Raw genomic sequence first — 25,734 nt, 5'->3', positions numbered from 1 at the left:
GTAGTGGATTCACCACTCTTCTATCGCAATCGACGCAATTCGCTATGGATTCGGCAACGTTTACCGGTCACATTGAACATACAAATATTTTGGTGACAAGTTTTCCGCTGCGACGCCGACTGCTTTCGTCATGGCGTGCTGCCGAATAACACAAACGAGGGCCGAGTAGAAAACCTAATATTAGAAGCTATCGATAGCAAGTCTCGGGATTCCGACCTACGTACTCTTCGACGGAGACAGTGGCTTCGAGTGGCGGGCTACGGTTGCGGGCAAGAATAAAAGTGTTATAGATGGCGAGCGCACGAAATTTTCCACAGAGAACCGCCGGTTGCTGAAGTACCTCGGTGAGACCGAGACTGATTTCCCATCAGAACAGGTCGGCGATTGTGTAGCGACCTTAAGTGGACCCTCAACGGCCGTTTGGAATCTGGGACCTCAATGGCCGCTCCGCAGCGCATTTCGGTCGTCGAAATCTAATCAAGATACGCGAACGGCACATGAGAATCCATCCAGTCATATCGACTGGTTGACGTCGTCCACGCCCACTTTCGCTCGGGATCGAGACTCATCTTGCCAAATTCGTCAATGGGCTGATTTTGCGTGCGATTGCACTCGCCGTTACTCTGCCGGGCAGCGTGTTTTTCCTCTGTTTCGTGTGTCATGGTTAACGTGTTTCAATTAAGTTGATGGTATGCATTCTTGTGTCTGCCTCTCGAGTCGAGAGGAGACGAGCTATTCAAGGCGAACTGCGTTAGTCCGCACATCGTTCGCTATGCCTTCTGTCAGAGCACAGTCGCCGATCTTCGGCACCACCCATGTAAATGCATCGATCCCTCCTTCCAATTTCGAGACGTCTAGCGTCGGTTGTCGGTATTGGGAGAAGAGACCGACCACGAGCCATCGCGTACCGTCGATGCCTATCATTTTCGAATGAGACGCTTGCTCTTAACTGCCTTAGACGCGGCCCAGGTTCTCGAATACCGCCGCGATGCCCTGCACGCCGCCGATGCAACATCGTCACAAGCCCATACCGGTCGTTGACAGGCTGGAGCTCGTATAGCGCCTTGACGGTGATCACCGCACCCGTTGCGCCGATCGGATGACCGAGCGAAATGCCGGAGCCATTCGGATTCACGTTGGCCGGATTCCAGCTCGAGCAGTTGCGTCACAGCGCAGACCTGCGCGGCAAATGCTTAGTTCGACTCGACGACATCGAGGTCCGCCACATGCAACCAGCGCGCTGCAGGGCGGCACGCGTGGCCGGGAGAACATTTGAGTGAATCGTATCCTTGGAGGGCGCAAGCCGGGTGTCTAATCTGGACGATCTATTGACATCCTTGGCCACGTCGGGGCGGTTCGCGTACTCTGAACGGCGTTCTACTAGCTAACCGAGCCGTCTGAAAAGGGGTAGCATTAGGGCGTTGTCGAACGCCAGGCTCATTCGCGCCTGAACATTGGCGTCACTGCGCTTCAACTCGCGCCATTACCCACGCTGCGTTCATTCCCGATCGCCCCCGCACATACTCACAGGCGGTCGGCCTGGCGGCACCAGTAATCGAACGTGCCCTTCACGATCGACGGCTTGAGCAGATAGTCATGCGCCTCGGTCGCGAGATCGTCCGAGACGGGCGTGATGGGGCCGAACGCGCGAACTCCGTACCTGCATGCGTACGGCACGCTCCAGGTAGACGGCGAGATGCGTCGCTTCTTCGGCATACGCGCCCGTCGTCAACTGGCCGTGATGCGCGAGCAAAAAACACCGCTTGTCGCCCAGCGCCTCTCCTCGATGCGTTCCATTGGGCCGTTCGATGCGACTGATTTCTCGAGCGGCAGTTGCGAGACCAGTTCGAGCGCACCTGGCATAGGCGTGAGGACGGTAGTGAAGACGACCCACGTGCGCTCGCGAAACGCACGGATGAATGCGTCCCGATCCATCACCGGGAAATCTCGGAGCAGGGCCCCAGCGAAGTCCGCGAGCTTCGTACCGCGATAACGGTCGAGCGCCTCCTCAAAGGAAACGAGTGCGCCGTGATCGGTCACGATGCCGACGATAACCTCGGCGGAAAGCGACCCGCTGTCAACCAACGTGCCATCATTGTCAAAAATTACGCCTTCGATTTTCAATCCCAGTTCCAGGCGATTCACAAATCCGGCACTTGTGCTGGCGTGTCCAAATCGTGCCCATGTTGGTGGGCCGATCAACGTCAAAGAGCAACTTGTAGATTCGAAATCGTCTCAGTGCGACGAATTGACGCCCCTGCTTACATGGTTTAGCGCGAATCTGCTGCTGTTTCTGATTCGTGGATGCGCCGATGATTGCCCTGGTAAATCAACCGGAGCAGCATCATGGAAATCCTTCGTCTCATCCGTATCGTCCTGTCGGCATTTTTTGGCGTGCGCAAGCGCGCATCGCATGAAGCCGACTTCGCGAACATCAACATCGTGGCACTCCCCTTCGTGGCCGTCTTTCTTGCCGCATGTGTTGGAGGGTGCATTTTTGGCGCCGTGGTTTTGATCGCGCATGCGACGAACACAATGCAGGGCTTCTGATCAGGGCGACGCAACAGATCACATTGCGCGCGCCAGATCGCAATGGACCGGAATAACAGCTTCGACGGCTGCGTCAGCGATCCGTGCATTGGTAGTCTCGGCAATGTGGCCACGCCGCCTGTGCGCTGCATAGAGCGCCCGCCAGGCCTTCGAGCACGTCGATACGACCTATGGAGCAACTGCGATCACCTGCCCCTATGCAGTCCCGATCGCCGTCACTGGGCCGCAATTCGATAGCTGTGATTTCGCGAATAGAACAGACTTGACCGCGAAAGCGCCGCTGCGTCGCGGTCACCTGGTACCCAACGAAACACCTCGGCACTTACGGACCTGTCAGTCGCAGTCGCGACCCTGACCAGAACCGCATGGCAAAAGGCGCTGTTTGCGATAAGGCCCCTATCGCAAGAGAGGCGTGCGCTGCTTCCAAACTGGGGCAAGGTCGCAATCGCTAACCGTGATAACTGCTCCTCCGCGCGGTCGAAACCCTTGTCTTGCAAGACTCCTCCGTCCTCGGTCAGTCTCGTGGTCGCGGATTGACACATAACGGTGAGAGTTTTAATACGGTCTACGCCAGTCGTGCTTACTCGGCGAACAGGTCTGGACCAAACACTTCGTAGTGAATGCGGGCGTCATGGATGCTGAGCTCCTTTAGCGCGTCATGTTGCATGCGCATAAAGGGGATCGGTCCGCAGATGTAGTAATCGGCGTCCGGCAACAGGATTGAACTCTTGATCAGATTGACGTCGACGAAGCCTGCGTGATTGTAGTCACGGCCCTGAGTATCCTGAGGTAGCGGCTCGTCATAAAACACCACCAGATGAAAATTGGCATGCGCCGCGGCTGTCTCGCGCAGCCGGTCACGCATGGCATGCACCGCGCCGTTGCGAGCACCGTGGACAAATACCACCTGCCGCTGAGGATCCTGTATGGCCTTCTTGAGCATGCTGATCATCGGCGTCAGCCCCACGCCTCCGCTGATCAGCACGATAGGCGTGCTGGCGCTCACATCGATATGGAAACTGCCATATGGCGCGGCCAACCTGACCTCGTCTCCGACGTTGACGTGATCGTGCAACAGGCAGGAGACGTAGCCTGGCGGGTACGCGCCGCCGCTCTCGCGTTTGACCGAGATGCGGTAGCTGCGACCGTTTGGCATATCCGAGAGGCTGTACTGCCGAATCTGCTGCAAACCCAGAGCCGGCACATTCACGGCAATACTGATGTATTGCCCGGGTTCGAAGTTGGCGACGGGTCCGCCATCGGCCGGTTCAAAAACAAAGGATGTGATGACGCTGCTTTCCGGTCGCTTCTCGCGAACAACGAAGGTGCGCCAGCCGGTCCAGCCGCCCAGCCTCTCCGCTGAGCCTTCGTACAACTCACTTTCCATGCCCATCAGCATGTCTGCCAGGTTGCTGTAGGCCTGTGCCCAAGCGGAAACAATATCCTCGGTCGCCACGGTCCCGAGCACGTCCTTGATGGCGCCAAGCAGGTGCTCGCCGACGATCGGATAGTGCTCCGGCATGACGCCGAGGCTCGCATGCTTGTTGGCGATGTTTTTCAGCACTGCCGTCAGGCTCGCGGGGTCCTCGATATTCTCCGCGTAGGCATAGACGGCACGCGCCAGCGCCTGCTGTTGCTGCCCCTGTTCCTGATGCGCCATGTTGAACACATTCTTCAGTTCAGGGTGGGTCTCGAACAGGCGCTGATAGAAGCGCTGGATGACGGCGTAGCCATATTCGGCCAGAACGGGCGCGGTGGCCTTCACGATGTCCTTCGTTCGCTGCGTCAGCATAACCTGGCTCCTTCTCAACGCCGGGGAGCGTCCCCGCCTTAGCTCAAGTCTATACAACGACGGCGCGTTTGATGATACCGAGTCGGCCCGGCTCGAGCCGAAAGCGGCGGCCGAGAGCATACTGGCATCGGTTGACGATATCTCCGTTGAACACATCGGGGGACGAACATGCACCTGATCGAACCAGATGAACACAAGGATTTTCTCGCGACCCTGCAGCGCAACGGTTTGACAGAAGGAGATTTCGATCTTCGGGAAACCGACACGACAGACCCCAAGAGTGACGAGAACTGCGGTCTACAGGGCTATGTCTGCATAACCAGGCTATCGACGCAGGTTACGAAGGAATACCCGTTATGCGACGAAAGCGATTGGCTACAGCATTTCACGAGAGATCTCGATGCGGGCGTCTTCGGCTGACCGGAATGAAATCCCGGGCGCCATCGAAATCCGTGACCTGCGCTACGCAAACGCGAGCACGAAATCGAACCGGGCTGCCTGGCGCCCGCCGTCGTCGCTCATCGTCATCAACAGCCGGCGATCAAACAGGAAATCGCGAGCGTTTCGCTGCTCGCCCGGAAAGTAAAGTTGGGTCGTAAGGGTGGGCCCGTTCGGCGCTTGCAACGTCACATGGAAGTGTCGTGTGCGCCCCGGATACAGACCCGGCACGATGGTCTCGAGGCGATAGCGTCCCTCGCTGTCGGAGAATTGGTGACCGCGCAGCCGGAACCCCTCGACATCGTATTCTCCGGCGTCATTAGCGTGCCAGAAATCGAGCAAAGCCCCGGACACCGCCCTGCATCGTGTCGACAGCACCTGCCCGGTCAGGACAATCTTCGTTCCATTGATCCCCGGTTCGAGCAGCGATGCGCGTTGCGGCGAGTGCGGCAGGAAGAACGGGCCTGCCGTCTGCCGCGGCGTCGGTCCGTGACCGTCGTCGCAGGCAGGCGTCGGTGAGACTGCGTCGGTCCGGCCCTCGTCGGTTTTTCCGAGCGCCGACAGCAGCAACGTGGACGGCACCGCACCCGACCTGCGAAGAAAATCGCGCCGCCCCTGGCTCACACTTCGTGCGTGCATCGTGGACCCTCCTTGTTTTGCGCTCGGTCGTCACGCCGCGCGATCCGCGCTGGGGAGTCGACGGGCGTCCGCGCGCGTCCCGTCGAAGCTACCAGCGCCCGCACCAGTGCCAACCATGGTAAGCCGAAACTTCAGGTCGGGTGAGCCGGCTGCGGGGTCGCGACCGGCTGTAGCCGCCCCCTCAAGGGACACGATCTGTCTGACCTGTTGCGACAGCGTTGGCTGCGATACGTGCAGCGCCTCGGCCGCGCGCGTGAAATTGCGGTGTTCCTTAACCGCCAGAAAGTACCGGATATGCCGCAACAGCATGGCTTCCCTCCAAACTATTGGTATTGCCTATAGCTTGAATAATAAACCGGTCTTTGACGCTATAGTTCGATCGGCGCATTCTTCGTCCATCGGTTCTCAACGAACCCCCAGACGGAGCAAAACATGCAAGACATCATCGACGGCTTCCTGAAGTTCCAGCGCGACGCGTTTCCGCAGCGCTCTGAGCTTTTCAAGCGGCTGGCCACGAGCCAGCACCCGCGTACCTTGTTCATTTCGTGCTCGGACAGCCGGCTGGTACCGGAGCTGGTCACGCAGCGCGAACCCGGCGATCTGTTCGTGATCCGCAACGCCGGCAATATCGTGCCGTCGTACGGCCCGGAACCAGGCGGCGTGACCGCCACGGTCGAATACGCGGTCGCCGCGCTCGGCGTTACCGATGTGGTGATTTGCGGTCATTCCGATTGCGGCGCGATGACGGCGATCGCCACCTGCAAGTGCATGGACCACATGCCGGCCGTGCGCAACTGGCTGCATTACGCGGATTCCGCGAAAGTCGTCAACGAGGCGCGTGAGCACAAGAGCGAACGCGATCGGGTCGATTCGATGGTCCGCGAAAACGTGATCGCCCAGCTCGCGAACATCAAAACGCACCCTTCCGTGCGGCTCGCGCTCGAACAAGGCCATCTGGCCCTGCACGGCTGGGTATACGACATCGAAACTGGTTCGATCGACACGCTCGACGGCGCGACGAACCAGTTCGTTTCTCTCGCTGAACATCCGCATGCTTGTGCAACCCCGGCTCGACTCAACCTCGCTGCCTGATCAATTGCTTTTCCACTTTATTTAATCGCAAGGAGCATCATCATGACGCAATCCCAATACAGCCAGGCCCCCCGTGAAGCCCTGACCGACGCGATCATCGACGCGAAAGTCCGCAAGAATCTGACATTCGAGCAGATCAACGAGGGCACGGGCCTCAGCCTCGCATTCGTCACCGCCGCACTGCTCGGCCAGCACCCGCTGCCGGCCAACGCCGCGCAAGTCGTGGCCGACAAGCTCGAACTCGGCGAAGACGCCATTCGCCTGCTGCAAACCATCCCCGTGCGCGGCAGCATCCCGGGCGGCGTGCCGACCGATCCGACGATCTATCGTTTCTACGAAATGGTGCAGATCTACGGCTCGACGCTGAAGGCGCTGGTTCACGAGAAGTTTGGCGACGGCATCATCAGCGCGATCAACTTCAAGCTGGACATCAAGAAGGTCGACGATCCGGAAGGCGGCTCGCGCGCCGTGATCACGCTGGACGGAAAGTATCTGCCGACCAAGCCGTTCTGAGGCGACATGGGAGTCATTCTTAAGGGAATGATTCCATCGAATTGATTCGGAATACGTATTACGCGAAAGGAGCAATGAAGGCTTCTGACGCGCTCGCCAAATTCTTTTCCTCGATGGAGAACATCATGAAGATCCGCATTCTTGCCGCCCTTATCGTTGCAAGCGCTATCGCTGCTCCCGCTTTTGCAGGCACCGACGCGCCCGCGCTGACCCGCGCACAAGTGCGTGCAGAACTCGTCCAGTTGCAAGCGGCCGGCTACAACCAGTCTCGCGGCGAAGACGCGAACTACCCGGTCGAGATTCAGGCGGCCGAAGCGCGCGTCGCAGCGCAAAACGGCGGCTCAAGCGCTTATGGCGGTGTGGCGGCCAACGGTTCGTCGGCAGCCGGCGTCCGCGCGAGCCGCCATCATCTGGACAATGACGGCATGCAGCCGGTTTATTTCGGTCAATGACCGCAAGGCTGGCGTCTGCGTGGACCGCGGCAGTGCTCAGAGTATCGATAGCATGCGAGCCTTGAGTGTCGGTCGCCGTCCGCAACTCGAAGGATGCTGTTGAAAAAGTCGCTGCTCGGTTTTTTCAATCCGCCGGTGAAAAAAGATCGACCTCTCAGATCGGCCTGCAAACCGCTCGAGAACGCAGGTTAAGGGTAAGAGAGGTGCTTCCCGCCGTACTCTCCTGACGCTTGCCCTTCTAGTCTGCGACATGGTTTGCATCGCCCCGCTTGAGAGACAGGCCTCAATTTTCCGGAATCCCCGCAGCGCGATTTTCTCGTCACACTTTCGCGACGGCCGCTTCATCTTCCGAACGGAATCCATCGCCGTGGTGTCTGCCGGCATCGCCATCAGGAATACCTTCGGTCGAGGACGGCGCGAGCACGCCTTCCCATTTCGCGACCGCCGCCGAAGCGACAGCATTGCCGAGCACGTTGGTCGCCGTGCGTCCCATGTCGAGAAAATGATCGACGCCCATGATCAGTAGCAGCCCGGCCTCGGGGATATTGAACTGTCCCAGCGTCGCAGCGATCACGACCAGTGACGCACGCGGCACCGCGGCCATGCCTTTGCTCGTCAGCATAAGAATCGCGAGCATCGAGACTTGCTGCATGAATGACAGATGAACACCATACGCCTGCGCGATGAATAGCGTTGCGAATGTACAGTACATCATCGTGCCATCCAGATTGAACGAATAGCCGATGGGCAACACGAAGCTCGCGATCCGTTTGGGAACCCCGAAGCGCTCAAGTTGCTCTAGCGTCTTCGGGTACACGGACTCGCTGCTCGCGGTGCTGAATCCGACAAGCATCGGCACGCGCATGAAACGCACCAGCGCGAACACCCTGCGCCCGAGCAACGCCCCGCCCGCCAATATCAGCAGAAGCCATAACGCAATCAGACTTGCGTAGAACTCGCCCATGAAGCGACCATAAGTGACGAGAACCGATACGCCACGGGTCGCCACGACATTCGCGATCGCGCCGAACACCGCAAACGGCGCGAGCGCCATCACGTAGCCCGTCACTTTCAGCATGACGTGTGAAACCTGATCGAGCAGACGCACGACGAGTTGCGCCTTCTCGCCGAGCGTCGTGAGTCCGACGCTGAAGAAAGCCGCGAATACCACGATCTGCAAGATTTCGTTGCTTGCCATCGCTTCGACAATACTGCTCGGCACGAGATGTACGACGAATTCCTTCAGCGACAATGCATTCGCATTCAACCCGGAGGATGCGTTCGCCGCAGGCAAAGGCAGGCCGAGCGCGCTACCCGGGTGAAGCCAATTGGCGAGCAGCGCGCCAAGCACGAGCGAGATGAACGATGCGACGAGAAACCAGCCCAGCGTTCTGAGTCCGATTCGGCCGACAGCGTGAACATCACCGATCCTGGTTACGCCGATCACGAGCGTGCAGAACACCAGCGGCGCGATGATCATCTTGACGAGTCGCAAAAACAGGTCAGCGAACAGCGAGAAATAGCCGCCGACCTGAGTGGCGTCGGCGCTCGGCAACATCGCGTGACAGGCGACGCCCGTTGCGATACCGAGCAGCATCCCTGCAAGAATGCGCGCAGTAAGAGGGAGTTTCATAAGGGACTCCAATCTGTCCGTGGCGAAGGACATTGACGATATGTTTTAGGAAGCGAGGCGCTTGTAAGCCAGATAGGCGACGGCCGCGTCCTGTAGTGCGATTCCGACCGCCTTGTAGATCACGATGTCGGTGGCGTCCGGGGCACGATATTCACCGGCGCTGATGACGGACGACAGATCCACTATCGACCGGCTCTCGATCAACGCCCGCGGCGGGCGCAGCAGATCGCCCGTTTCGAACGGCGTCTGCTGCGTCCAGTCGACGACGATGCGCGACGCCGCGAGCAACGATGTATCGTCGATCTCGCGCTGGTCTGGAAGCGTCGCGCCGATACTCACGACGAATGCGCCCGGTCGAAGCCATTCGCCGCGTATCACCGGTTCGGAGGCGCGTGTTGCAAGCACGACGATGTCGGCGTTGGCGGCCTCATCCGCATCGACAACCCGGGCGCCGAGGTCGAACCGCCGTTCGAGGCTGTCGGCGAGAGCATGCGCGGTTGCGGCGTCACGACTGTGAATCATCACTTCGCGCAAACCGGTTCGTTCGGCGACGAAGGCCTCGGCATGAGCCCGGGCCTGCACACCGCTGCCGAACAGCCCCAGGTGGCGGCTAGCCGGACGCGCCAGGTATCGTGCCGCAAGCGCGCTGGTCGCGGCCGTGCGCATTCCCGTGATTGCATCGCCTTCAAGCAACGCGACGAGTGCGCCATCGGCTAGCGAAAACAACGCAATGTAAAAGCGGAACTGGCCATTGATCGTCGTGTACATCTTTGTCGCCGCGATCTGCGCGGAGCCCAGCATCGCACTCATTGCGCTGAACTTCACGTCGGACAATCCAATGCGTGCGCGTGGCTGAATCGCGGCCGTGCCGCGCTGCAGGTCGAGATAGGCGGCCCGGATTGCGTCCGAAGCCGAGCGTACGTCGAGTCGTGCCGCGATCTGTTCGTTGGTGAAGATCTTCATTGCAGCGGCTCCAGCGTCGTGCTTTCCACCGCGCCACTGATCCAGCAGCCCGCGTCCGGGTCGTTGAGGTCTCGCAATTTGACCTCGATGCGGGACGGCTTGCCCATCGCATAGCCTTGATGCACGGTCATGCCCGATGCGCCATCCGCGAGCAGTCTGTAGTGCAACGCGCCGTACAGTGTCGCGGCCGCGGCAATGCCCGTCGCGGAATCTTCTGGATAGCCGGACGAGCGCGGAAACTGCCGCGCGTGCACATCGAGCGGATACGTGCCATCGACTGCAAACGGATACAGTCCTGTCGATCCGAGCGCCTCACACAACGCCTGCACGTCGTCGAACGAAGGCGTCACTGCATGAAGGCGCTGCAGGGAGCGAAGCGGTATCAGTGTCTTCGTCCGGCTCGTCGTGGCGTTGACGATACCGAGCGAATCCAGATCGTCGGCGTCGATGCGCAGCACGTCGCATATCGCGGCGTGCAGCCATTCGTCTTCGACCGGTTGCACGATGCCTTTGGGCTGACTCACTTCGATGAATTGCGTACTTTCGTTGAAGTGGGCGTCGACAATGCCGCTTAACGTTTCGAGCGTCGCGACGCGGGACGTCCAGCGGCCGAGCCTGCGCAGAAGCCACAATGCGCCGAGTGTCGCATGACCACACATCTCCATCTCGTGCTGGGGGACGAAGAAGCGCAGACGATAGGTGTTGGCGACGTCGCGCGGCGCGCATACGAATGCGCTTTCGTGGCCGTAGCTCGCGGCGATGGCCTTCATCTCGTCGGCGGACATTGCATCGGCATCTAGTACAACGGGCGCGGGGTTGCCGCCGCGTTGTCCCTCAGGAAAGACGCGCACGAAATGCAGGTCCCCACGAGTTCGCAATGCGATTGGGACAGTGGGGGAATGCGGCAACGACGATGGGTCTTTTGCAACAGGCATGAAACAGGCTCCGGCGTGTAAGTGCGACCAGCATGCCGAAGCGAAAACAATGTTTCGCCGCCTGTCGGGCCACCGCAATCACACAATCGGGCCAATCGCGCTTTGGGCCCAACAGATGGGTGTCCGCGCGCATCCGTGTTTTCCCTTGGAACCAGGCCCTATGCCTCGTTTCTCGTGTTGTATTGCACGGAGATTTGAAGCGCTATACTGGGCTTTCAATCGATGCGCCCGCTTTCAAATCGCCGCTGCGGCTGGCGGCGGCGCATCGTTTATGGCGCACCTGAGGTTGATTACGTGAAGCATTATCCGACCGCACATATCCATCTGTCCGGAGATCGCGTTGCCGATGTCCGGCAGGTCTCGGTCGGCGATTACCGCACGCAACCGCACCAACATGACGAGTACATGTTTTTGCTGCCGCGCACGGGGCAACTGATCCTCAACGTCGAATCCAATGCCGCGCCGTTACGTGTGGCGCCGATGTCGTTCGTCGTGGTGCCGCCGCGGCGCCTGCACGACACGTACGGCTACCGTGCACAGCAAGAGCACGTCGCCGTCTATGTGGCGAGCGATTTCGTCGCTTACTGCGAGCGCAAGGCGCAGAGAACGCTCTCTTGCGCGCGAATATCGATCTGGTCCGCGCCGTTACCGCTGCTCAATGCAGTCCGCCTCGCCACCAAAACGGATACCCGCGGTGGCGGGGAACTCGCTGCGTATCGCAAGGATCTGACGGCAAGGATGGTGGCCGCCACGTGTGTCGAAGCGGGATTGACCCCGGAACATGTGCCATTGTCGGCCGTCGATGCACGCCGCGAACTCGTGAGAGACATCCAGACGTTTCTCGATTCGACACTCGATCAATCCGTCAGCCTCGATCGTATCGCTTATGAATTCGGCCTGTCGCGACGCACGTTGACGCGAATGTTTCGCGACGTCACGGGCGAATCCATCGTCGACTATCAATCGCTGCAACGTGTGCGTCACGCGTCGCTTCTGTTGCAAACACCCGGCGTGACGGTCGTTACGGCCGCGGCAGCCGTCGGGCTCGATTCGCCGTCGTATCTCGCCCGGCTGTTCCGGAAGTACGGACAGGCTCTGCCGCGATCCTTCAAGGTGTGACCTCGAACACGCGCTGGATTGTCAGCCGGTTATCTCACTTGCGACATTGGCGCTGTGATCGCGCGGTACTTCGACGACGGTCGATGCCTGCCCCGCACAGCGTGCCGCGCCAAGGCAACGGAGAGCGATGTCTCTTACATACAGCTGTGCGGTCATTCAACTGCACGATCGAAAGGACCGGTTATGGCCGAACCCGGTCCTCTCGAATCTTGAAGTCTCTCCCCATCCATCTGTCTACGTCGGGCAGGAGGGGGACCTAAAGCGGACAGGCTGGCGAGACCTGCTACAAACTAGTACAACATCCCGCAATTACTTTTAATAATTGATTGCATGGTTTATCCTGGCGGTATGAGTCGAGGACGCCATGCAACGCCAGTGAAGCTGGCCAGGAAGGAAAGACAGGAGCTGCAGTCGCTGATCCGACGCACGACGGCTGCACAACGCGATGTGACACGGGCACGCATCGCGTTAATGGCTCACGAGGGCTACACGAGCGCGGCGATCTCACAGGAATTGGGCGTGTCCGTGCAGACCGTCAGCCAGTGGCGCCAGCGCATTGCGCGGCAAGGCGCGCAGGGGATTCGGGAGGCAGAGCGCAGTGGTCGTCCGCCGCGCATCACGCAGGAGACGCGGCTGCAGCTGATCGCACTGGCGTGTGAAGTGCAGGAAGCGCAAGGTCGGGCCACGCCGACGCTCGATGAGATTGTGACGCGTGCAGTCGAGCGAGGGATCGTCGAACAGATCAGTCGCAGCCATGTGCAGCGCATCCTGCAGGCTGGCGACGTTCGCCCGCATCGGGTGCAACAGTGGCTGCATAGTCCGGATCCGGCGTTTCGCGAGAAGGTCAACGTGATCTGCAAGCTGTACCGCAAGGCGCCGAAGAATGCGGTGGTACTGAGTATTGACGAGAAGACCGGCATCCAGGCCATCGAGCGCAAGCATCCAGGGCGCGCCCCGGCAGCCGGACGGTTGCGCCGCCGGGAATTTGAATATATCCGTCACGGTACTCAGTCTCTGATTGCCGCGCTGGATGTTCATACCGGACGGGTACTGGGAAGCTGCCGCGACCGGCGGACCCAGGGCGACCTGGTGACTTTCATGGACAGTGTGGCAGCCGCGTATCCGGGCAAGCAGGTGCATGTGATCTGGGATAATCTGAACACGCATCGCGCCCAAGCCGTATGGCAGGCATTCAATGCGCGGCACGATGGACGGTTTCATTTCCATTTCACCCCTTTGCACGCGAGCTGGGTGAACCAGATCGAACTGTGGTTTGGGCTCTATACGCGCCGTGTGCTGCGTCACGCCAGCCACACCAGCACGGTGCATCTTCGCGAGCGTACAGAGCAGTTCATCCGCGAGCGCAACCAGACGGCACGTCCCTTCAGATGGACTTTCCGCGGCTATCCGTTGCAAACTGGCGCATCCTGAACCGGAGCGGTCATGCCTGCCTTACCCGCGAAACATCATGCAAGCGAACTGCAGCGTCAACTGCGCGAATTGTTGGGCCACGACCAGGTGGTCACGCAGGCTTACGGGCGTCATCTGCTGATCAAACGCCTGGACAATCAGGAGCCGACTGTTGTGGCACGCCTAAGTGAACTCAGCCGCAATCTTTATGGTGCGGCCTTTCGTAGCCATAGCGGGCGATGGGAACCTCTGCCTGGCTCAGGTTCGCTCGCCGAAATGGCCCAACTGGTTGTCACGCTCCTGCAGCCTTATTTGCAGCCAGACAATTATTAAACCTATTTGAGGGATGTTGTACTAGCTAGGGCATTGTCGATTTCCGATCATCAGATTCGTCGTCAGTGAACCTCATTCAAAGGATCTCCCATGAAATACCTCGGCCTGGCCTACTTCTCCCCCGAAAAGTTCGCCGCGATGGCGCCAGACGAAATCAAGGAATTGGTGAGCCAGTGCCCGGCATTGGACGAGAAGATGCGCGCTACCGGCAAGGTTCTGATTTCCGCCTCCCTTGGCGATCTGGACAAGTGGAGGACGCTCCGCCCGCGCACTGGAGAGACGCGCATCACCGATGGGCCTTACACCGAGTCGAAGGAAGTCGTGGGCGGCCTATTCATCATCGAGGCGGACAGCCCTGACGAGGCGTTACGCATCGCGTCCATGCACCCGGCTGCCACACTGGGCGAAGAAGGCGGATGGGCCGTGGAGCTTATCCCCTTGGACTTCTATCTGGCGCGATGAGGATTTGGACGCCTGTCTCAAGAAGGCGTTCGCGTTCCTTTCATCACAGACACCTTCACTGTGTCGGGAGTCATCGCGGGTCATCGCGGCGATGTCCGCTGTTGGCCGCATTCGGAAATTCGCATCGCGAATATGATCGCGCGCGATTCCTCAGGCACGAGTTTCCGTAGCCGGCCCGTTCCGTCCCGAGGCTATCGCGTCGACAGGCGCAGCTTAGTGTGCCCAACGCGTCCCGCTTCACCAGATTTTCATCGATTTTGCGTCAACGCTGACGGGTGTCGTGCGAGCGGCGTCACGTGAATAGAGGTCATTAACCAGAGGGAGACGACAACGCCCCTCACCCATCCTTGCCCACACCCTTCCGATACACGCCAGGTGAATTTCCAGTCCATTTCCTGAAAGACCGGCGAAAGCTCGCTGCATCCGAAAATCCAATGCGCTCGGCGACCTGATCAATGGGAAGCCTCGTATTTTCCAGAAATTCGATGGCGAGCGACCGGCGAACATCGTTCAACAAGGTCTGATACGAGTAGTTATCGTCGGCCAGCCGTCGATGCAGGGTTCGCAGTGACATGCCGAGCTGTGCAGCCATCTTCTCGGCGGATGGGAACACGCCGGGTGCGTTCAGGCAGGCCATGCGGATCTGCCGCGGGAGTTCGGGAATGCCATCCCGTTCTTCGAGAATGCGATCACAAAGCTGCTGGCAGATTTGCGCAGTAATCGGATTCGCATTCGGACACGGGCGGTCAAGTACATGCACGTCGAAATGCCACTCCATCGTATCGGCGCCGAACTCCACGGGACAGTCGAACATCCTTTCGTAATTTCGCCAGTGTGGCGGCGCAGGATACGCCATTACCATCCGCTTCGACGGAAAAGGCGCTTCCAGCACCCGGCTGAACAGCACCGTCATCGAGCTTCGCCAGAATTCGGCGACAAACGGCAGCATGTCGCCGAGCGATGCAAGTCCGTGGCTGCTCAGAATGCCAGTGTTCCCCTCGGTGGAATAGCTGATCTGCAACACTGCGCCGGCCATCCTGACATTTTCGACGCTGAATTTAAGGGCATCTCCAAAGGTCGTACTGCTGACCATCGCATAGCCATATATGCCGAAGTCACTGATCCTCTGACGCGCACCCGCAAGTAATCCGACGTCGGCCCTTGTTGCGAGCCGTTGGGCGTTTCGATAAATGGCGAGACGCTGACGATGCGAAATTCTCGCCTGCGAATCCTCCAACTGGTTCGCGTGGACGCCAGTGTGCGCGAACAGTTTGTTCACGGAAACGCCCTCCGCGGCCAATTCGGCGGCGAGCGCGGCCAGGCCAAGAAGACTCTGCGTCGGCGCATCGAGATCCGGATGCAACGGCGTGATGATTTTCGGTGGACGCACGATATGCCTCACTCCAGTTGCGAACAATGCTCGCACATTTTCCGGATCTTCGTCGAGCGCAGTTGGCACACTTTGACGCGGCAATTGGCAGGGTTGAACGTTGCTGCCCAATAGGCTCGCTGAGATAGTAAGCATCAACGGCGCGAGCCGAAGAACAGATGGAGACAAGCCTTGACGCCCTCAGCCAACCACGCTCTGGCACTCGCGACGACCCTGATCAGCGCCCATTCCGGATTCATGGATGGCGCAATTGACCCTCATGCGGCGATGCAACACGACCGCCGCTTCCAGTTGAAGGCTTCCGTATAACCCATCGGTAACGGACTCGTCAGCCGCCCCACACCCGTGCAGCGCGGCAAGCGCTGCCTGCTGTCAGCGATTTTTGCCTTGCCTATTGCACATTGCAGAGAGAACCATGACCACAGTAAAGATTGAAATGGATGGCGCCGTCGGAATCGTTTCATTAGCCAAACCACCGCACAACCTGATCGACGACGCGATGATCGCGGATCTGCTCGCCGCATATCGCGGTGCAGTCGCCGAAGGCGCCCGCGCGATCGTGCTCAAAAGCGATATGCGGCACTTTTCCGCAGGCGCGGAAATGAGCTCATTTACCAATGGCAAGACAGTCATCCAGCACGACGCCGATCTATTCCTCGAGTTCCTCGACGTGCTGGAGAACGCACCCGTCCCGACCGTCGCCGCCGTTCACGGCGCCGCGCTTGGCGGCGGCCTCGAACTGGCGCTCACCTGCGACATGATCGTCGCTGCGGACACGGCCTACTTCGGCCAGGTCGAGAACATCGTGGGCCTGATTCCGCTGCTCGGCGGCACGCAGCGACTCGTTCAGCGAGCGGGTGTCGTGCGCGCCAAGGAAATCGCGCTGATCGGGCGTCGGCATTCGGCGGAAGCATTCGAACGCTGGGGAATCATCAATCACGTCGTGCCCGAAGGCGAACTGCAGACTGCCGCCATGTCGTTCGCCCGGCAACTGGCGGCGGGCCCGACCAAAGTCCTCAACGGCATCAAGCAGCAGGCCAATCTCGCCGCAAATGGTGGCGTGCGCAGCGCAGACCTGGAACAGATCAACCTCAACAACATGATCTGGAAGACCGGCGATCGCGAACGCGGTTTCGCTTCGTTCTTTGCGACCGGGCCCGCCACCGCCGAATTCAAGGGAGACTGATCATGTCAGCACCGCTCGAAGGTATTCGTGTGATCGATTTCACGCGAGTGCTGGCCGGACCGCATTGCACCAAGACGCTTCTCGATCTCGGCGCCACCGTGACCAAGATCGAACCGCCCTCCGGCGATATCGGCCGCGTGAGCATGCCGCATATCGGCGACATGTCGCTGTACTACGTGCAGCAGAACGCCGGCAAGCGCAACGTGAGCCTCGATCTCAACTTCCCAGAGGCACGTTCTATCATGGTCGACATGTGCCGCGACGCGGACATCATCGTCGAGAATTTTCGTCCTGGGACGCTGAACCGCTTTGGACTTGGCTACGAGCAGGTGCGCGCTTTCAACCCGTCCGTGATCTACGCCTCTTTGAGCGGCTATGGACAATCGACCTCATGGCGCAACCGGCCTGCGTTCGCGCCGACCGTGCAGGCCGAGTCGGGACTGACGGACATCGTCCAGCACCATTTCGGCGATGCGCTTACGGAAGTCCGTAACGACGCATGCAGCCACGCAGACATGTACACCGGACTTCACGGCGTCATCGGTATTCTGGCCGCGCTTCAGCATCGCGCGCGAACCGGCGAGGGGCAACACGTCGATGTCTCGATGGCCGCCACCATGCTGTCAGTCAACGAACGCGTGGGCGCACAACTGTCGGAAATCGACACCGAGGGCGAGCCGATCATTCTCTCGGCGCCCGATTCGCACATCTTCGATTTGCCCGATGGACGCCAACTCACCATAGCGGGCAGCCCAATCTACACGCCGATGTTTTCGCGTTATTGCGCGATGATGCGCCGCAACGATCTGCTGAGTGACCCTCGCTTCGGCACGGCGCTTTTGCGGCGGCAAAACATTGCTGATTTACTGGCCGAAGTCCGCGCGTGGATTCTCACGTTTAACGACCTGGATCTGCTCCAGACGCAGGTCAGCGAAGCAGGGCTGGCCATTGGCGTGGTCCGCAGCGTCAACGAGTTCGCCGAATCCGAGTGGGTGCAGGAATGGGGTGCGCTAGTCGATGTCGACGACAGATCAGGCGGCACGACACGCATGCCCGGCGCGCCGTGGCATTTCAGCCAGTCCGAGTTGCCGCAGCCGGGCAGCCCCGCTTTCCAGGGTGAGCATAACGCCGAGGTGCTCTCCGAGCGCAAGCTCAGCGCAGCGTTCATTCGGGATTTGCAGGAACGTGGAATCCTTCTCAGCCGGCTCGGCCCCGCGCGCCCGTTCGACTGAACGTCGATGCCTTGATGCGCACGACTCGCACCTTCCCGAATGAATCGAGACGAACATGCAACACACTCTGAATCAGACTCATGACCCCGCTGCGCGCAGTTGGGTCGCGTCCGCCAATGCACAGGCAGGCGACTTCCCAATCCAGAACCTGCCGTTTTCGGTTTTCCGCAGAAGGAATGTCGATGAGACGTTTCGGGGCGCGGTCGCCATTGGCGATCAGGTCATCGACATCGCCGCGTGGGCGTCTCGTGCCGGTCTGAATGGAATCGTGGGCGAGGCTGCGCGGGCATGCACGCAGCCCGTGCTCAATGCATTGTTCTCAATGGGTCCCTCCGCATGGCGAGCTTTGCGACACGCGCTATTCGCTGCGCTTCACGAGCGCGCCCCTTCGGAGGATCGTGCGGCAATCGAGGCATGTCTGATCCCGCAATCGGAAGTGGAACACAGCCTGCCTGCGCAGATCGGCGACTACACGGACTTCTACACCTCGATTCATCACGCGGCCAACATCAGCAAGCTACTCGGCATGAACGGTGTCGGCGCCAACTTCAAGTCGATACCCATCGCATACCACGGCCGGGTTTCAAGCATCGGAATAAGTGGTCAGCAGTTCCGACGCCCAGCGGGTCAAATCATGCTTCCGGGTGAAGAAGCGCCGATCTTCTCTCCTTCGCGCAAGCTGGATTACGAGCTCGAACTCGGCATCTACATTGGACAAGGCAATGCAGCTGGCGAGCCGATCGATCTCGATCAGGCCGACAGTCATGTATTCGGGCTATGTCTGCTCAACGACTGGTCCGCGCGCGATATTCAGGCGTGGGAGATGCAGCCACTAGGACCGTTTCTGGCAAAGAATTTTGCCACCACGATCTCGCCATGGATCGTGACCATGGAGGCACTGGCGCCCTTCAGGCTTCCCCCGCCGCGCCCGGACGCGGATGGAAAGCCGCTGCCTTATCTGGATTCTGACCGTAACAGCACGACGGGCGCCATCGATATCCAACTGGAAGTCTGCATGGAGACTTCTCGCCATAGAGCCGGGAATCTCCCGGCAACGCAACTCTCACGCACGAGTTTCAAGCATCAGTACTGGAGCATCGCGCAGATGGTCGCGCATCACGCCGTGGGCGGCTGCAATCTGCGTCCGGGAGACCTGCTTGGTAGCGGCACCATTTCAGGCCCGCAGAGATCGGAGGCCGGCGCGCTGATGGAACTTGCACGCAACGCAAGCGAGCCCGTCACGCTGGGTACGGGTGAACAGCGCAGCTATGTGGAGGATGGCGACGCCATTATTCTGCGCGGCTACTGCGAAAAAGCAGGCTTTGCACGAATCGGATTTGGAGAGAGCCGCGGCGAAGTCTTGCCGGCAAAGCGCTCGCGATGACCACTTCAGATGTCTGTCATGACGACCATAACGGAGGAGACCCGACATGCAATCGATGGAATCAATCAACGCGGAATTCGAGAGGCAAAACGTGACGAAAGTCAGATCATCCGGCTCGTCACTCGTCGAGAAGACGCAAGCGCTCGCAAAGTTCCGGAACCGCTTCGTATGGTCATTGCTTTACACCTCACTGGGAATCTATTTTGGCCTGTTGATCGCAGTGCTGGAGTTTCCTGGCGCGATGTCCGTATCCGTCTACGGCGAACTCAACCTTGGACTGCTTGCGGTAGTCATTCAGTTCGCGCTCACGATCGCTACCTTTTGGGGCTACTGCGCATGGGCCGAGCAAACCTACGACCCGAAAGCGGCCGAACTGCTTCGCAGCGCGTCTGCACAACCGGACGGTGATCGACATGAATAACCTGATCAGTCATGGCGGACTCAGAATCATCGCCTTCGTGGGATTCATCGGACTCAGCCTCATTCTGACCGGATGGAGCGCCCGCCGATCGCGCGGAACCTCCGGCTTTTTCGTAGCCGGACGCAATCTGTCGCCGGTTCAGAACGGCCTCGCGCTGGCGGGAGACTTCATGTCCGCGGGCTCGTTCCTTGGTGTGACGGGGCTCGTTTCCCTGTTCGGATTCGACGGCATCGTCTACCAGGTCGGCTTCATCGCCGGATGGATCATGATCATGCTGATCGTCGCGGAGCCGGTCAGAAATTGCGGCAAATACACCCTCTCGGATGTGGTCGCACTCCGCTTGCGCAGCCGCGCAGTACGAGCGGCCACATCGGGTTCTTCATTGATCATTTCTTTAGCCTATCTGCTCGCGCAACTCGTCGGCGCTGGCGCGCTGGCCAGTCTGCTATTGCCGATCGGCGCCAACGCCGCGATCGTGCTGATCGGCGTACTCATGATCGCGTATGTGCTGTTTGGCGGAATGGTGGCCGCGACTTACGTGCAGATCGTCAAGGCCGTCCTCGTCTGGACTGCCGGCGCGGTGCTCGTGCTGCTTGCTCTGGCGCATTTTTCCTTCGACGTGGGCGCGCTATTCAACAAGGCACGCCTGTCATCGCTGCACCCAGCGCAGTACTTCGTGCCCGGCGGCTACTTCAAGGACCCGCTGGATACGCTGTCACTCACGCTCGCCCTGGCGTTGGGCACAGCAGGCCTGCCGCACGTCATGACCCGTTTTTACACGGTGCCGTCCGCCGTCGCGGCGAGAAAGTCAGCGAAAATCGGCCTGATCGTGATGACGTCCTTTGCCGTCATGATGATCGTGCTCGGGTTTTCTGCCACCGCGATCGTGGGACCGGCGGCGATTCTCGCGACACACAGTTCAGGAAACAGTGCCATCACGTTGCTCGCCACGACACTTGGCGGCGGTGCGGGTTCTGCCGGTGGCGAACTTCTGCTCGCGTGCGTTTCGGCAATTGCTTTCGCAACCATTCTCGCCGTCGTTTCGGGCATCATGATTTCCTCGGCCTCGACCATTTCTCACGACATCTTCGGCCATCTCTTCTCGGCGTCGCGCGACAAGGAACGTCGGCAGGTCGTGATCGCGAAGATCGCCACGATAGTCTTCGGTATCGCCGCCATGGGACTCGCGCTGCTCGTGAAGACCTTCAATGTCGCGTTTCTCGTAGGGCTCGCGTTTGCCATCGCGGCAAGCGCAAACTTGCCCGTGGTTCTCTTCTCGATGTACTGGCGGCGTTTTACGGATCGAGGCGCAGTGGCCGCGGTACTCGCCGGCACCCTTTCCTCGATCGGCCTCGTGCTGCTGGGTCCGGCCGTTATCGGAGCGAAAGGCATCATCTTCAAGGATTCCACCCCGCCCTTCTGGCTCTCGAATCCCGGTCTGTTCAGCATTCCCGTGGGCTTTATCGCGGGCTGGATCGGATCGGTCACGACACGTCAGAACACCGGCGACGGCTCCTTCGATGCGCAGCAACTTCGAATGCTAAGCGGCCTTGGCGCAGAAGCCGCGTCGAAACACTGACGCGAGAGCGCTCAAGCCAACTATCTGTCCAACAAGGAGACACCCAGTGATTCACTTACGTACTGCCGCTTCACGACTTGCGTTGACTACCGCCGCCATTGCTGCGATCAGCATGAGCGCGTTCTGTGCGTCCGCGATGGCGGCGACCGTCGAGGTGTCGGAAACAAAGACGATTATCGATCATGTGACCGTCTCGTCCAGCAAACCTTATGCGCTCGTCAAACAGGATCTGGAGAGCCGTCTTGGTCGACTCGACGATCATATCCGCACGCTGCTGAAGCAGGACAAGGTCGACGAATTGCGCACCGCCCTTCAGAAAGCCGCTGGCAACGACGGGCTTGTGATCCACTACATTGGGCTGCATGGGGACTGGCTCGTGCTGAAAGGACAGCGCAGGAACGGCACCGAGTATTTCACCGGCAACATTCTCACCGCGACTGAAATGACCAGCGTCAATATGGCGGCGGGACTGTACGCGCCATTGCGCATCATGGTGTACGAGAACGCACAGGGTGGTACGACGATCGAGTACGATAAGCCTTCGACCCAACTCAGCCAGTTCCACAGCGCCCAGATCGACGTTCAAGGCCGCTCACTCGACGATCGACTGGCGAAACTTTGTGCTGCGGTATTGCAATAGAAACAGACGGGCTGGCGTGCTGACGACCCGGATATCCACCATGACCATAGACACGTTCAAACAGATCGTTCTCGCCTCTCGTCCCGATGGACAGCCGACCGTCGACAATTTCCGTCTTGAGCAAGCCACGCTGCCGGACACGCCACCGAATGGGCTGCTGCTTCGTGTTTTGTACCTGTCGCTCGACCCGTACATGCGAGGCCGGATGGATGCGCGCAAGTCGTATGCGCCGGCGGTCGAAATCGATCACAAGATGGTCGGGGAAACCGTGGCCGAGGTGATCGAATCCAGACATCCCGACTATCGCGCAGGTGAACTCGTGCTCGCTCCAACCGGATGGTGCGACTATGCGGTGATCGACGGTACGGGAGTGCGCAAGGTCGACCCCGCTCTCTCGGCACCTTCAGCCCGGCTCGGCGTGCTCGGCATGCCGGGATTCACCGCGTACGCCGGCCTCATATTGATCGGCAAGCCCAAACCCGGCGACACCGTCGTGGTTGCGGCGGCCAGTGGTCCCGTCGGCTCGCTCGTCGGACAGCTCGCGCGGATAGCCGGGGCGCGGGCAGTCGGCATCGCCGGCGGTTCGGAGAAATGCCGCTACCTGCTGGACGAACTCGGCTTCGACGCCGCGATCGACCATCGCGCGCCTGACATGGCCGAACAGTTGGCTGCGGCTTGTCGGGATGGAATCGATGTGTACTTCGAGAACGTCGGCGGCAAGATATGGCAGGCAGTACTGCCTCTGCTCAACCGCTTCGCGCGTGTGCCAGTGTGCGGCCTCATCGCGCAATACGGCGGCGATCGGAATAACGCCAACGACCAGCTTGCGGCCACGATGCGCCAGATACTGACAAAAAGCCTGCTGGTGCGAGGCTTCATCAACTACGAGTTTGCCGACGAACACTATCCCGAGTTTCTGCGTATCGTGTCCGACGGTATCGGCGAAGGACGGATTCGTTACAAGGAAGATATCGTCGAAGGTCTGGAGAAGGCGCCAGCGGCATTTCTCGGCATGCTGGAAGGACATAACTTCGGCAAGGTTATTGTGCAGGTCGCGCCAAAGCCCTGATCCTTCTAGCAGATTGACGATCAACTGACTCAAGCGGGCGCCGTCCAGGATACTGACTAGCGATGACGGGCGTACGCGTAAGGATAAGAACCTGTTTCTTAACGGCTGAGTTGTGGTTCCGGCGGGATGGCTTACTGGCCAGCCAGGCAGTTCACGAATCAGGTCCACGTCATTACCCATCCTGAACGCAAATTCAGAGGACGATATGCCGCGGTCCCTTATCAAGGCAACCTGCCGCGCGATGCGCGCCGACAGACCGATATTGGCCGCATCGGGTCCGACAGCGAACGCTCCAAACCGACCCTAAGCGGACACGTAGGTCGAGTGGCGCACCCGTGGAGCGCGCCACTCGAATTGCCTGGTTCTGGTTCAGGCTGGCGTCCCGTCAGGATTTGATGAACTCGAGAAGGTCGGGGTTGAGGACGTCCGCGTGGGTAGTCAGCATGCCGTGCGGGAAGCCAGAGTATGTCTTCAGCACACCGTTCGCGAGCAGGTCGACCGCGCGGGGCACCGAACTGGCGAACGGGACGATCTGGTCGTCTTCGCCATGCATGACCAGTACCGGCACAGTGATCTTCTTCAGATCTTCGGTGTAGTCCTCCAGCCAGGAGAATACGGTCTCGTAGTGGGCCTGGGCGCTGCCGGCCATGCCCTGGCGCCACCAGTTCGCGATCACCGCCTCAGACGGCTTGGCGCCGGGACGGTTGAATCCATAGAACGGACCCTCCGGGACTGCCCGGTAAAACTCCGACCGGTTGCCAAGCACGCCTGACTTAACCGCGTCGAACCACTCCCGCGGCTGACCTGCAGGGTTCGCGTCGGTTTTCACCATGTTCGGCGTCAAAGAGGCCACCAGCACTGCCTTGGCGACCCGCTCCTCGTGGCGAGCGACGTAGCGGGCCACCTCGCCGCCGCCGGTGGAGTGCCCGATGTGGATCGCGTCGCGGACGCCGAGGTGTTCGGTCAGTGCAGCGAGGTCGGCGACCCAGTGGTCCATGTCGTTGCCGGTGCCGACTTGCTCGGACCGACCGTGCCCACGCCGGTCATGGGCGATCACCCGGTAGCCGTGGTGAAGGAAAAACATCATCTGGGCGTCCCAGTCGTCGGCCGACAGGGGCCAGCCATGGCTGAAGACGATCGGCTGACCGGACCCCCAGTCCTTGTAGAAGATCTTTACGCCGTCCGGAGTGGTGATCGTAGGCATCGCTGGTACCTCCTATAAGAGATTGATTGAAGTGTTGGTGCTCCGCGAGGCATCGAGAACGCTGCCAGCGGCTTCTTTCGAAGTCTTATTTCACAATGCGCATCTGAAAACGTGCGAGCGGAGCGCACTCCGACAACGCTGCGATGGAGTGCCGTGGCAAAACACGATGCTAAGCTTGGAATCTATAGACATTGCCCTCTCCTTCCAGGATTCGACTCGTTTGACTGCGGTCCTTCCGTCGATGCATAGACGGAAGCTACTGCAAAGATAGGCGTCCCTTTCCCTGAGGACAAAGGCTTTGTAAGACTTTACCTATGCCTTGAAGGCATATCGGAGATCCAATGGAACTTCGACATTTGCGATATTTCGTTGCCGTTGCGGAGGAAGGCAGCCTATTGACGGCCGCTCAGCGGAGACTGCACACGTCGCAGCCGTCGTTGAGCCGGCAGATTCGCGACCTGGAATCCGAAGTCGGTGTGAAGTTGCTGGAGCGCCAGGCACGTGGCGTAGCGCTCACCGCCGCCGGGAGAGTTTTCCTTGATCACGCGCGCCTGGCGCTGTTGCAAGTTGAAGCGGCTACTGACGGCGCGCGGCGGGCGGAACAGCCGGAAAAGCCTGTCTTGTCCATGGGTTTCCTTGCCGGGCAGGAAGTTGTGTGGCTACCCCATGCTCTACGCATCCTCCGGGAGGAGGCGCCTGAGGCCGAAATAACGCTGTGCAGTCAGTCCTCCCCAGAACTTGCTCTCAGGCTGATGCGAGGGAAACTGGACGTTGCCTTTCTTCGCCCGGAGACGCAAACCTCTGGCCTGTCCTTCAAGTTCTTGGCAAAGGAGCCCCTGATCGCCGTGCTGCCGGCGGATCATCGCCTGACGTCACGCAAAAAGATTCGGCCGCAGGATCTTGCCCGCGAAATTTACGTCAGTTCAGCGAGGACGTCTCCGGTATTGAAATCCGTGATTGAGGATTACGCATCGAAAGTCGGGATCACGCTCAGGGCGGAGTATGAAGGCGAGAATCTGCCGTCGGCAATGTCACTCGTCACGTCCACGGGTGGCGTCACGCTTATCCCCCTGTATGCGCAAAATATGCTGACACCGAATGTTGTTGCCCGGGCGCTTGACGACGTGCCTCCGACAATCGATCTCGTCCTGGGATACAACAACGCAAATACGACTCCATTGCTCCTTCGGCTTTTATCTCGTGCCGACGAGTTGGTCGCAAACGTTCAAGATCAGAGCATCATCCGATATGCCGTCTAGGTAATGGGTGCGCGCCCGTTGCCCCGGCGATTTTGTGCT

The 25,734-nt window shown here is 59.7% G+C and carries 25 protein-coding genes and 3 pseudogenes; 17 read left to right on the top strand and 11 right to left on the bottom strand.

Annotated features, from left to right (window positions below):
- Positions 1-954: 954 nt before the first annotated feature.
- From C2L64_RS24625 to C2L64_RS55005, 3 genes and pseudogenes are all read right to left on the bottom strand, one after another.
- Positions 955-1,267 (bottom strand): annotated as a pseudogene (locus C2L64_RS24625) (acetyl-CoA C-acyltransferase); the annotation flags it as partial.
- A gap of 257 nt (positions 1,268-1,524) precedes the next feature.
- Positions 1,525-1,780: pseudogene (locus C2L64_RS55010) on the bottom strand (class II aldolase/adducin family protein); the annotation flags it as partial.
- The gene (locus C2L64_RS55005; protein WP_009770758.1) at positions 1,729-2,124 is read right to left on the bottom strand and encodes an HAD family hydrolase; all 396 of its coding nucleotides are present in this window, start codon (positions 2,122-2,124) and stop codon (positions 1,729-1,731) included. The gene C2L64_RS55005 and the pseudogene C2L64_RS55010, both read right to left, overlap by 52 nt.
- A gap of 222 nt (positions 2,125-2,346) precedes the next feature.
- Between C2L64_RS55005 and C2L64_RS24615 the strand changes: the two genes are divergently transcribed.
- On the top strand, positions 2,347-2,550 hold the full coding sequence (locus C2L64_RS24615; RefSeq protein ID WP_009770757.1) for a DUF2970 domain-containing protein: 204 nt from the start codon (positions 2,347-2,349) through the stop codon (positions 2,548-2,550).
- Positions 2,551-3,130: 580 nt separating this feature from the next.
- Here C2L64_RS24615 and hmpA read toward each other — a convergent pair.
- Positions 3,131-4,342: an NO-inducible flavohemoprotein gene (gene hmpA / locus C2L64_RS24610; RefSeq protein WP_009770756.1), complete on the bottom strand. Its 1,212-nt coding sequence runs from the start codon at positions 4,340-4,342 to the stop codon at positions 3,131-3,133.
- A 168-nt stretch (positions 4,343-4,510) separates the two neighbouring features.
- Between hmpA and C2L64_RS24605 the strand changes: the two genes are divergently transcribed.
- Complete coding sequence (locus C2L64_RS24605; RefSeq protein ID WP_007745907.1) at positions 4,511-4,762, top strand: hypothetical protein; 252 nt, start codon at positions 4,511-4,513, stop codon at positions 4,760-4,762.
- Between the two features lie 42 nt (positions 4,763-4,804).
- Here C2L64_RS24605 and C2L64_RS24600 read toward each other — a convergent pair whose 3' ends face one another.
- Together C2L64_RS24600 and C2L64_RS55000 are read right to left on the bottom strand one after the other, a co-directional pair.
- Positions 4,805-5,362, bottom strand: coding sequence for a dioxygenase family protein (locus C2L64_RS24600; RefSeq protein WP_238554865.1), 558 nt, complete (start codon positions 5,360-5,362; stop codon positions 4,805-4,807).
- 251 nt (positions 5,363-5,613) lie between these two features.
- Positions 5,614-5,728, bottom strand: a pseudogene (locus C2L64_RS55000) (LysR family transcriptional regulator); the annotation flags it as partial.
- Between the two features lie 123 nt (positions 5,729-5,851).
- On the opposite strand from C2L64_RS55000, the gene C2L64_RS24590 reads away from it, so the two are divergent.
- From C2L64_RS24590 to C2L64_RS24580, 3 genes are all read left to right on the top strand, one after another.
- Positions 5,852-6,511 carry a carbonic anhydrase gene (locus C2L64_RS24590; protein WP_007745916.1) on the top strand — a complete coding sequence of 220 codons (660 nt, stop codon included), beginning with the start codon at positions 5,852-5,854 and terminating at the stop codon, positions 6,509-6,511.
- Positions 6,512-6,553: 42 nt separating this feature from the next.
- On the top strand, positions 6,554-7,024 hold the full coding sequence (gene cynS, locus C2L64_RS24585; protein ID WP_007745917.1) for a cyanase: 471 nt from the start codon (positions 6,554-6,556) through the stop codon (positions 7,022-7,024).
- 125 nt (positions 7,025-7,149) lie between these two features.
- Complete coding sequence (locus C2L64_RS24580) at positions 7,150-7,476, top strand: DUF4148 domain-containing protein (RefSeq protein ID WP_051058294.1); 327 nt, start codon at positions 7,150-7,152, stop codon at positions 7,474-7,476.
- Positions 7,477-7,795: 319 nt separating this feature from the next.
- Here the strand turns inward: C2L64_RS24580 and C2L64_RS24575 are convergent, their stop codons facing one another.
- The 3 genes from C2L64_RS24575 to C2L64_RS24565 are packed head-to-tail and all read right to left on the bottom strand — an operon-like array spanning position 7,796 to position 11,007.
- Positions 7,796-9,109 (bottom strand): dicarboxylate/amino acid:cation symporter, encoded by a 1,314-nt coding sequence (locus C2L64_RS24575; protein WP_009770752.1) that lies wholly within the window; start codon positions 9,107-9,109, stop codon positions 7,796-7,798.
- Between the two features lie 45 nt (positions 9,110-9,154).
- Positions 9,155-10,072: an ornithine cyclodeaminase family protein gene (locus C2L64_RS24570; protein ID WP_009770751.1), complete on the bottom strand. Its 918-nt coding sequence runs from the start codon at positions 10,070-10,072 to the stop codon at positions 9,155-9,157.
- Entirely contained in the window at positions 10,069-11,007 is a 939-nt protein-coding gene (locus C2L64_RS24565) for a PhzF family phenazine biosynthesis protein (protein WP_081498956.1), read from the bottom strand. The genes C2L64_RS24570 and C2L64_RS24565 overlap by 4 nt, the downstream gene beginning before the upstream one ends.
- A 294-nt stretch (positions 11,008-11,301) precedes the next feature.
- On the opposite strand from C2L64_RS24565, the gene C2L64_RS24560 reads away from it, so the two are divergent.
- From C2L64_RS24560 to C2L64_RS24545, 4 genes are all read left to right on the top strand, one after another.
- Positions 11,302-12,126, top strand: a complete 825-nt coding sequence (locus C2L64_RS24560; RefSeq protein ID WP_039902441.1) for a helix-turn-helix domain-containing protein — start codon at positions 11,302-11,304, stop codon at positions 12,124-12,126.
- A 348-nt stretch (positions 12,127-12,474) separates the two neighbouring features.
- Complete coding sequence (locus tag C2L64_RS24555) at positions 12,475-13,557, top strand: IS630 family transposase (protein WP_086915003.1); 1,083 nt, start codon at positions 12,475-12,477, stop codon at positions 13,555-13,557.
- A gap of 12 nt (positions 13,558-13,569) precedes the next feature.
- Entirely contained in the window at positions 13,570-13,869 is a 300-nt protein-coding gene (locus C2L64_RS24550; RefSeq protein ID WP_086915002.1) for a hypothetical protein, read from the top strand.
- Positions 13,870-13,959: 90 nt separating this feature from the next.
- A complete protein-coding gene (locus C2L64_RS24545) occupies positions 13,960-14,331 on the top strand; it encodes a YciI family protein (protein ID WP_009770748.1) in 372 nt (123 codons plus the stop codon).
- A gap of 337 nt (positions 14,332-14,668) precedes the next feature.
- Here the strand turns inward: C2L64_RS24545 and C2L64_RS24540 are convergent, their stop codons facing one another.
- Positions 14,669-15,856: an AraC family transcriptional regulator gene (locus tag C2L64_RS24540; protein WP_244212240.1), complete on the bottom strand. Its 1,188-nt coding sequence runs from the start codon at positions 15,854-15,856 to the stop codon at positions 14,669-14,671.
- 280 nt (positions 15,857-16,136) lie between these two features.
- Here C2L64_RS24540 and C2L64_RS24535 point away from each other — a divergent pair, with 280 nt between their 5' ends.
- From C2L64_RS24535 to C2L64_RS24505, 7 genes are all read left to right on the top strand, one after another.
- Entirely contained in the window at positions 16,137-16,907 is a 771-nt protein-coding gene (locus tag C2L64_RS24535; protein WP_039902420.1) for an enoyl-CoA hydratase/isomerase family protein, read from the top strand.
- Positions 16,908-16,909: 2 nt separating this feature from the next.
- Positions 16,910-18,139: a CaiB/BaiF CoA transferase family protein gene (locus C2L64_RS24530; RefSeq protein ID WP_009770745.1), complete on the top strand. Its 1,230-nt coding sequence runs from the start codon at positions 16,910-16,912 to the stop codon at positions 18,137-18,139.
- Between the two features lie 55 nt (positions 18,140-18,194).
- Positions 18,195-19,523 (top strand): fumarylacetoacetase, encoded by a 1,329-nt coding sequence (gene fahA / locus C2L64_RS24525; RefSeq protein ID WP_009770744.1) that lies wholly within the window; start codon positions 18,195-18,197, stop codon positions 19,521-19,523.
- A gap of 46 nt (positions 19,524-19,569) precedes the next feature.
- Complete coding sequence (locus C2L64_RS24520; protein WP_007741133.1) at positions 19,570-19,944, top strand: DUF485 domain-containing protein; 375 nt, start codon at positions 19,570-19,572, stop codon at positions 19,942-19,944.
- Positions 19,937-21,523: a solute symporter family protein gene (locus C2L64_RS24515; protein ID WP_009770743.1), complete on the top strand. Its 1,587-nt coding sequence runs from the start codon at positions 19,937-19,939 to the stop codon at positions 21,521-21,523. Before C2L64_RS24520 ends, C2L64_RS24515 begins: the two co-directional genes overlap by 8 nt.
- 136 nt (positions 21,524-21,659) lie before the next feature.
- Positions 21,660-22,163 (top strand): DUF302 domain-containing protein, encoded by a 504-nt coding sequence (locus C2L64_RS24510; protein WP_238554863.1) that lies wholly within the window; start codon positions 21,660-21,662, stop codon positions 22,161-22,163.
- A gap of 40 nt (positions 22,164-22,203) precedes the next feature.
- Positions 22,204-23,232, top strand: a complete 1,029-nt coding sequence (locus C2L64_RS24505; protein WP_009770741.1) for an NADP-dependent oxidoreductase — start codon at positions 22,204-22,206, stop codon at positions 23,230-23,232.
- A gap of 385 nt (positions 23,233-23,617) precedes the next feature.
- Here the strand turns inward: C2L64_RS24505 and C2L64_RS24500 are convergent, their stop codons facing one another.
- Positions 23,618-24,436, bottom strand: coding sequence for an alpha/beta fold hydrolase (locus C2L64_RS24500; RefSeq protein ID WP_009770740.1), 819 nt, complete (start codon positions 24,434-24,436; stop codon positions 23,618-23,620).
- Between the two features lie 341 nt (positions 24,437-24,777).
- On the opposite strand from C2L64_RS24500, the gene C2L64_RS24495 reads away from it, so the two are divergent.
- Positions 24,778-25,695: a LysR substrate-binding domain-containing protein gene (locus C2L64_RS24495; protein WP_009770739.1), complete on the top strand. Its 918-nt coding sequence runs from the start codon at positions 24,778-24,780 to the stop codon at positions 25,693-25,695.
- Positions 25,696-25,734: the final 39 nt, after the last annotated feature.

Origin of the sequence: Paraburkholderia hospita (genome assembly GCF_002902965.1) — a bacterium.
Classification (GTDB): Bacteria; Pseudomonadota; Gammaproteobacteria; order Burkholderiales; family Burkholderiaceae; genus Paraburkholderia; species Paraburkholderia hospita.
This window is presented reverse-complemented; position numbering and strand designations above follow the sequence as displayed.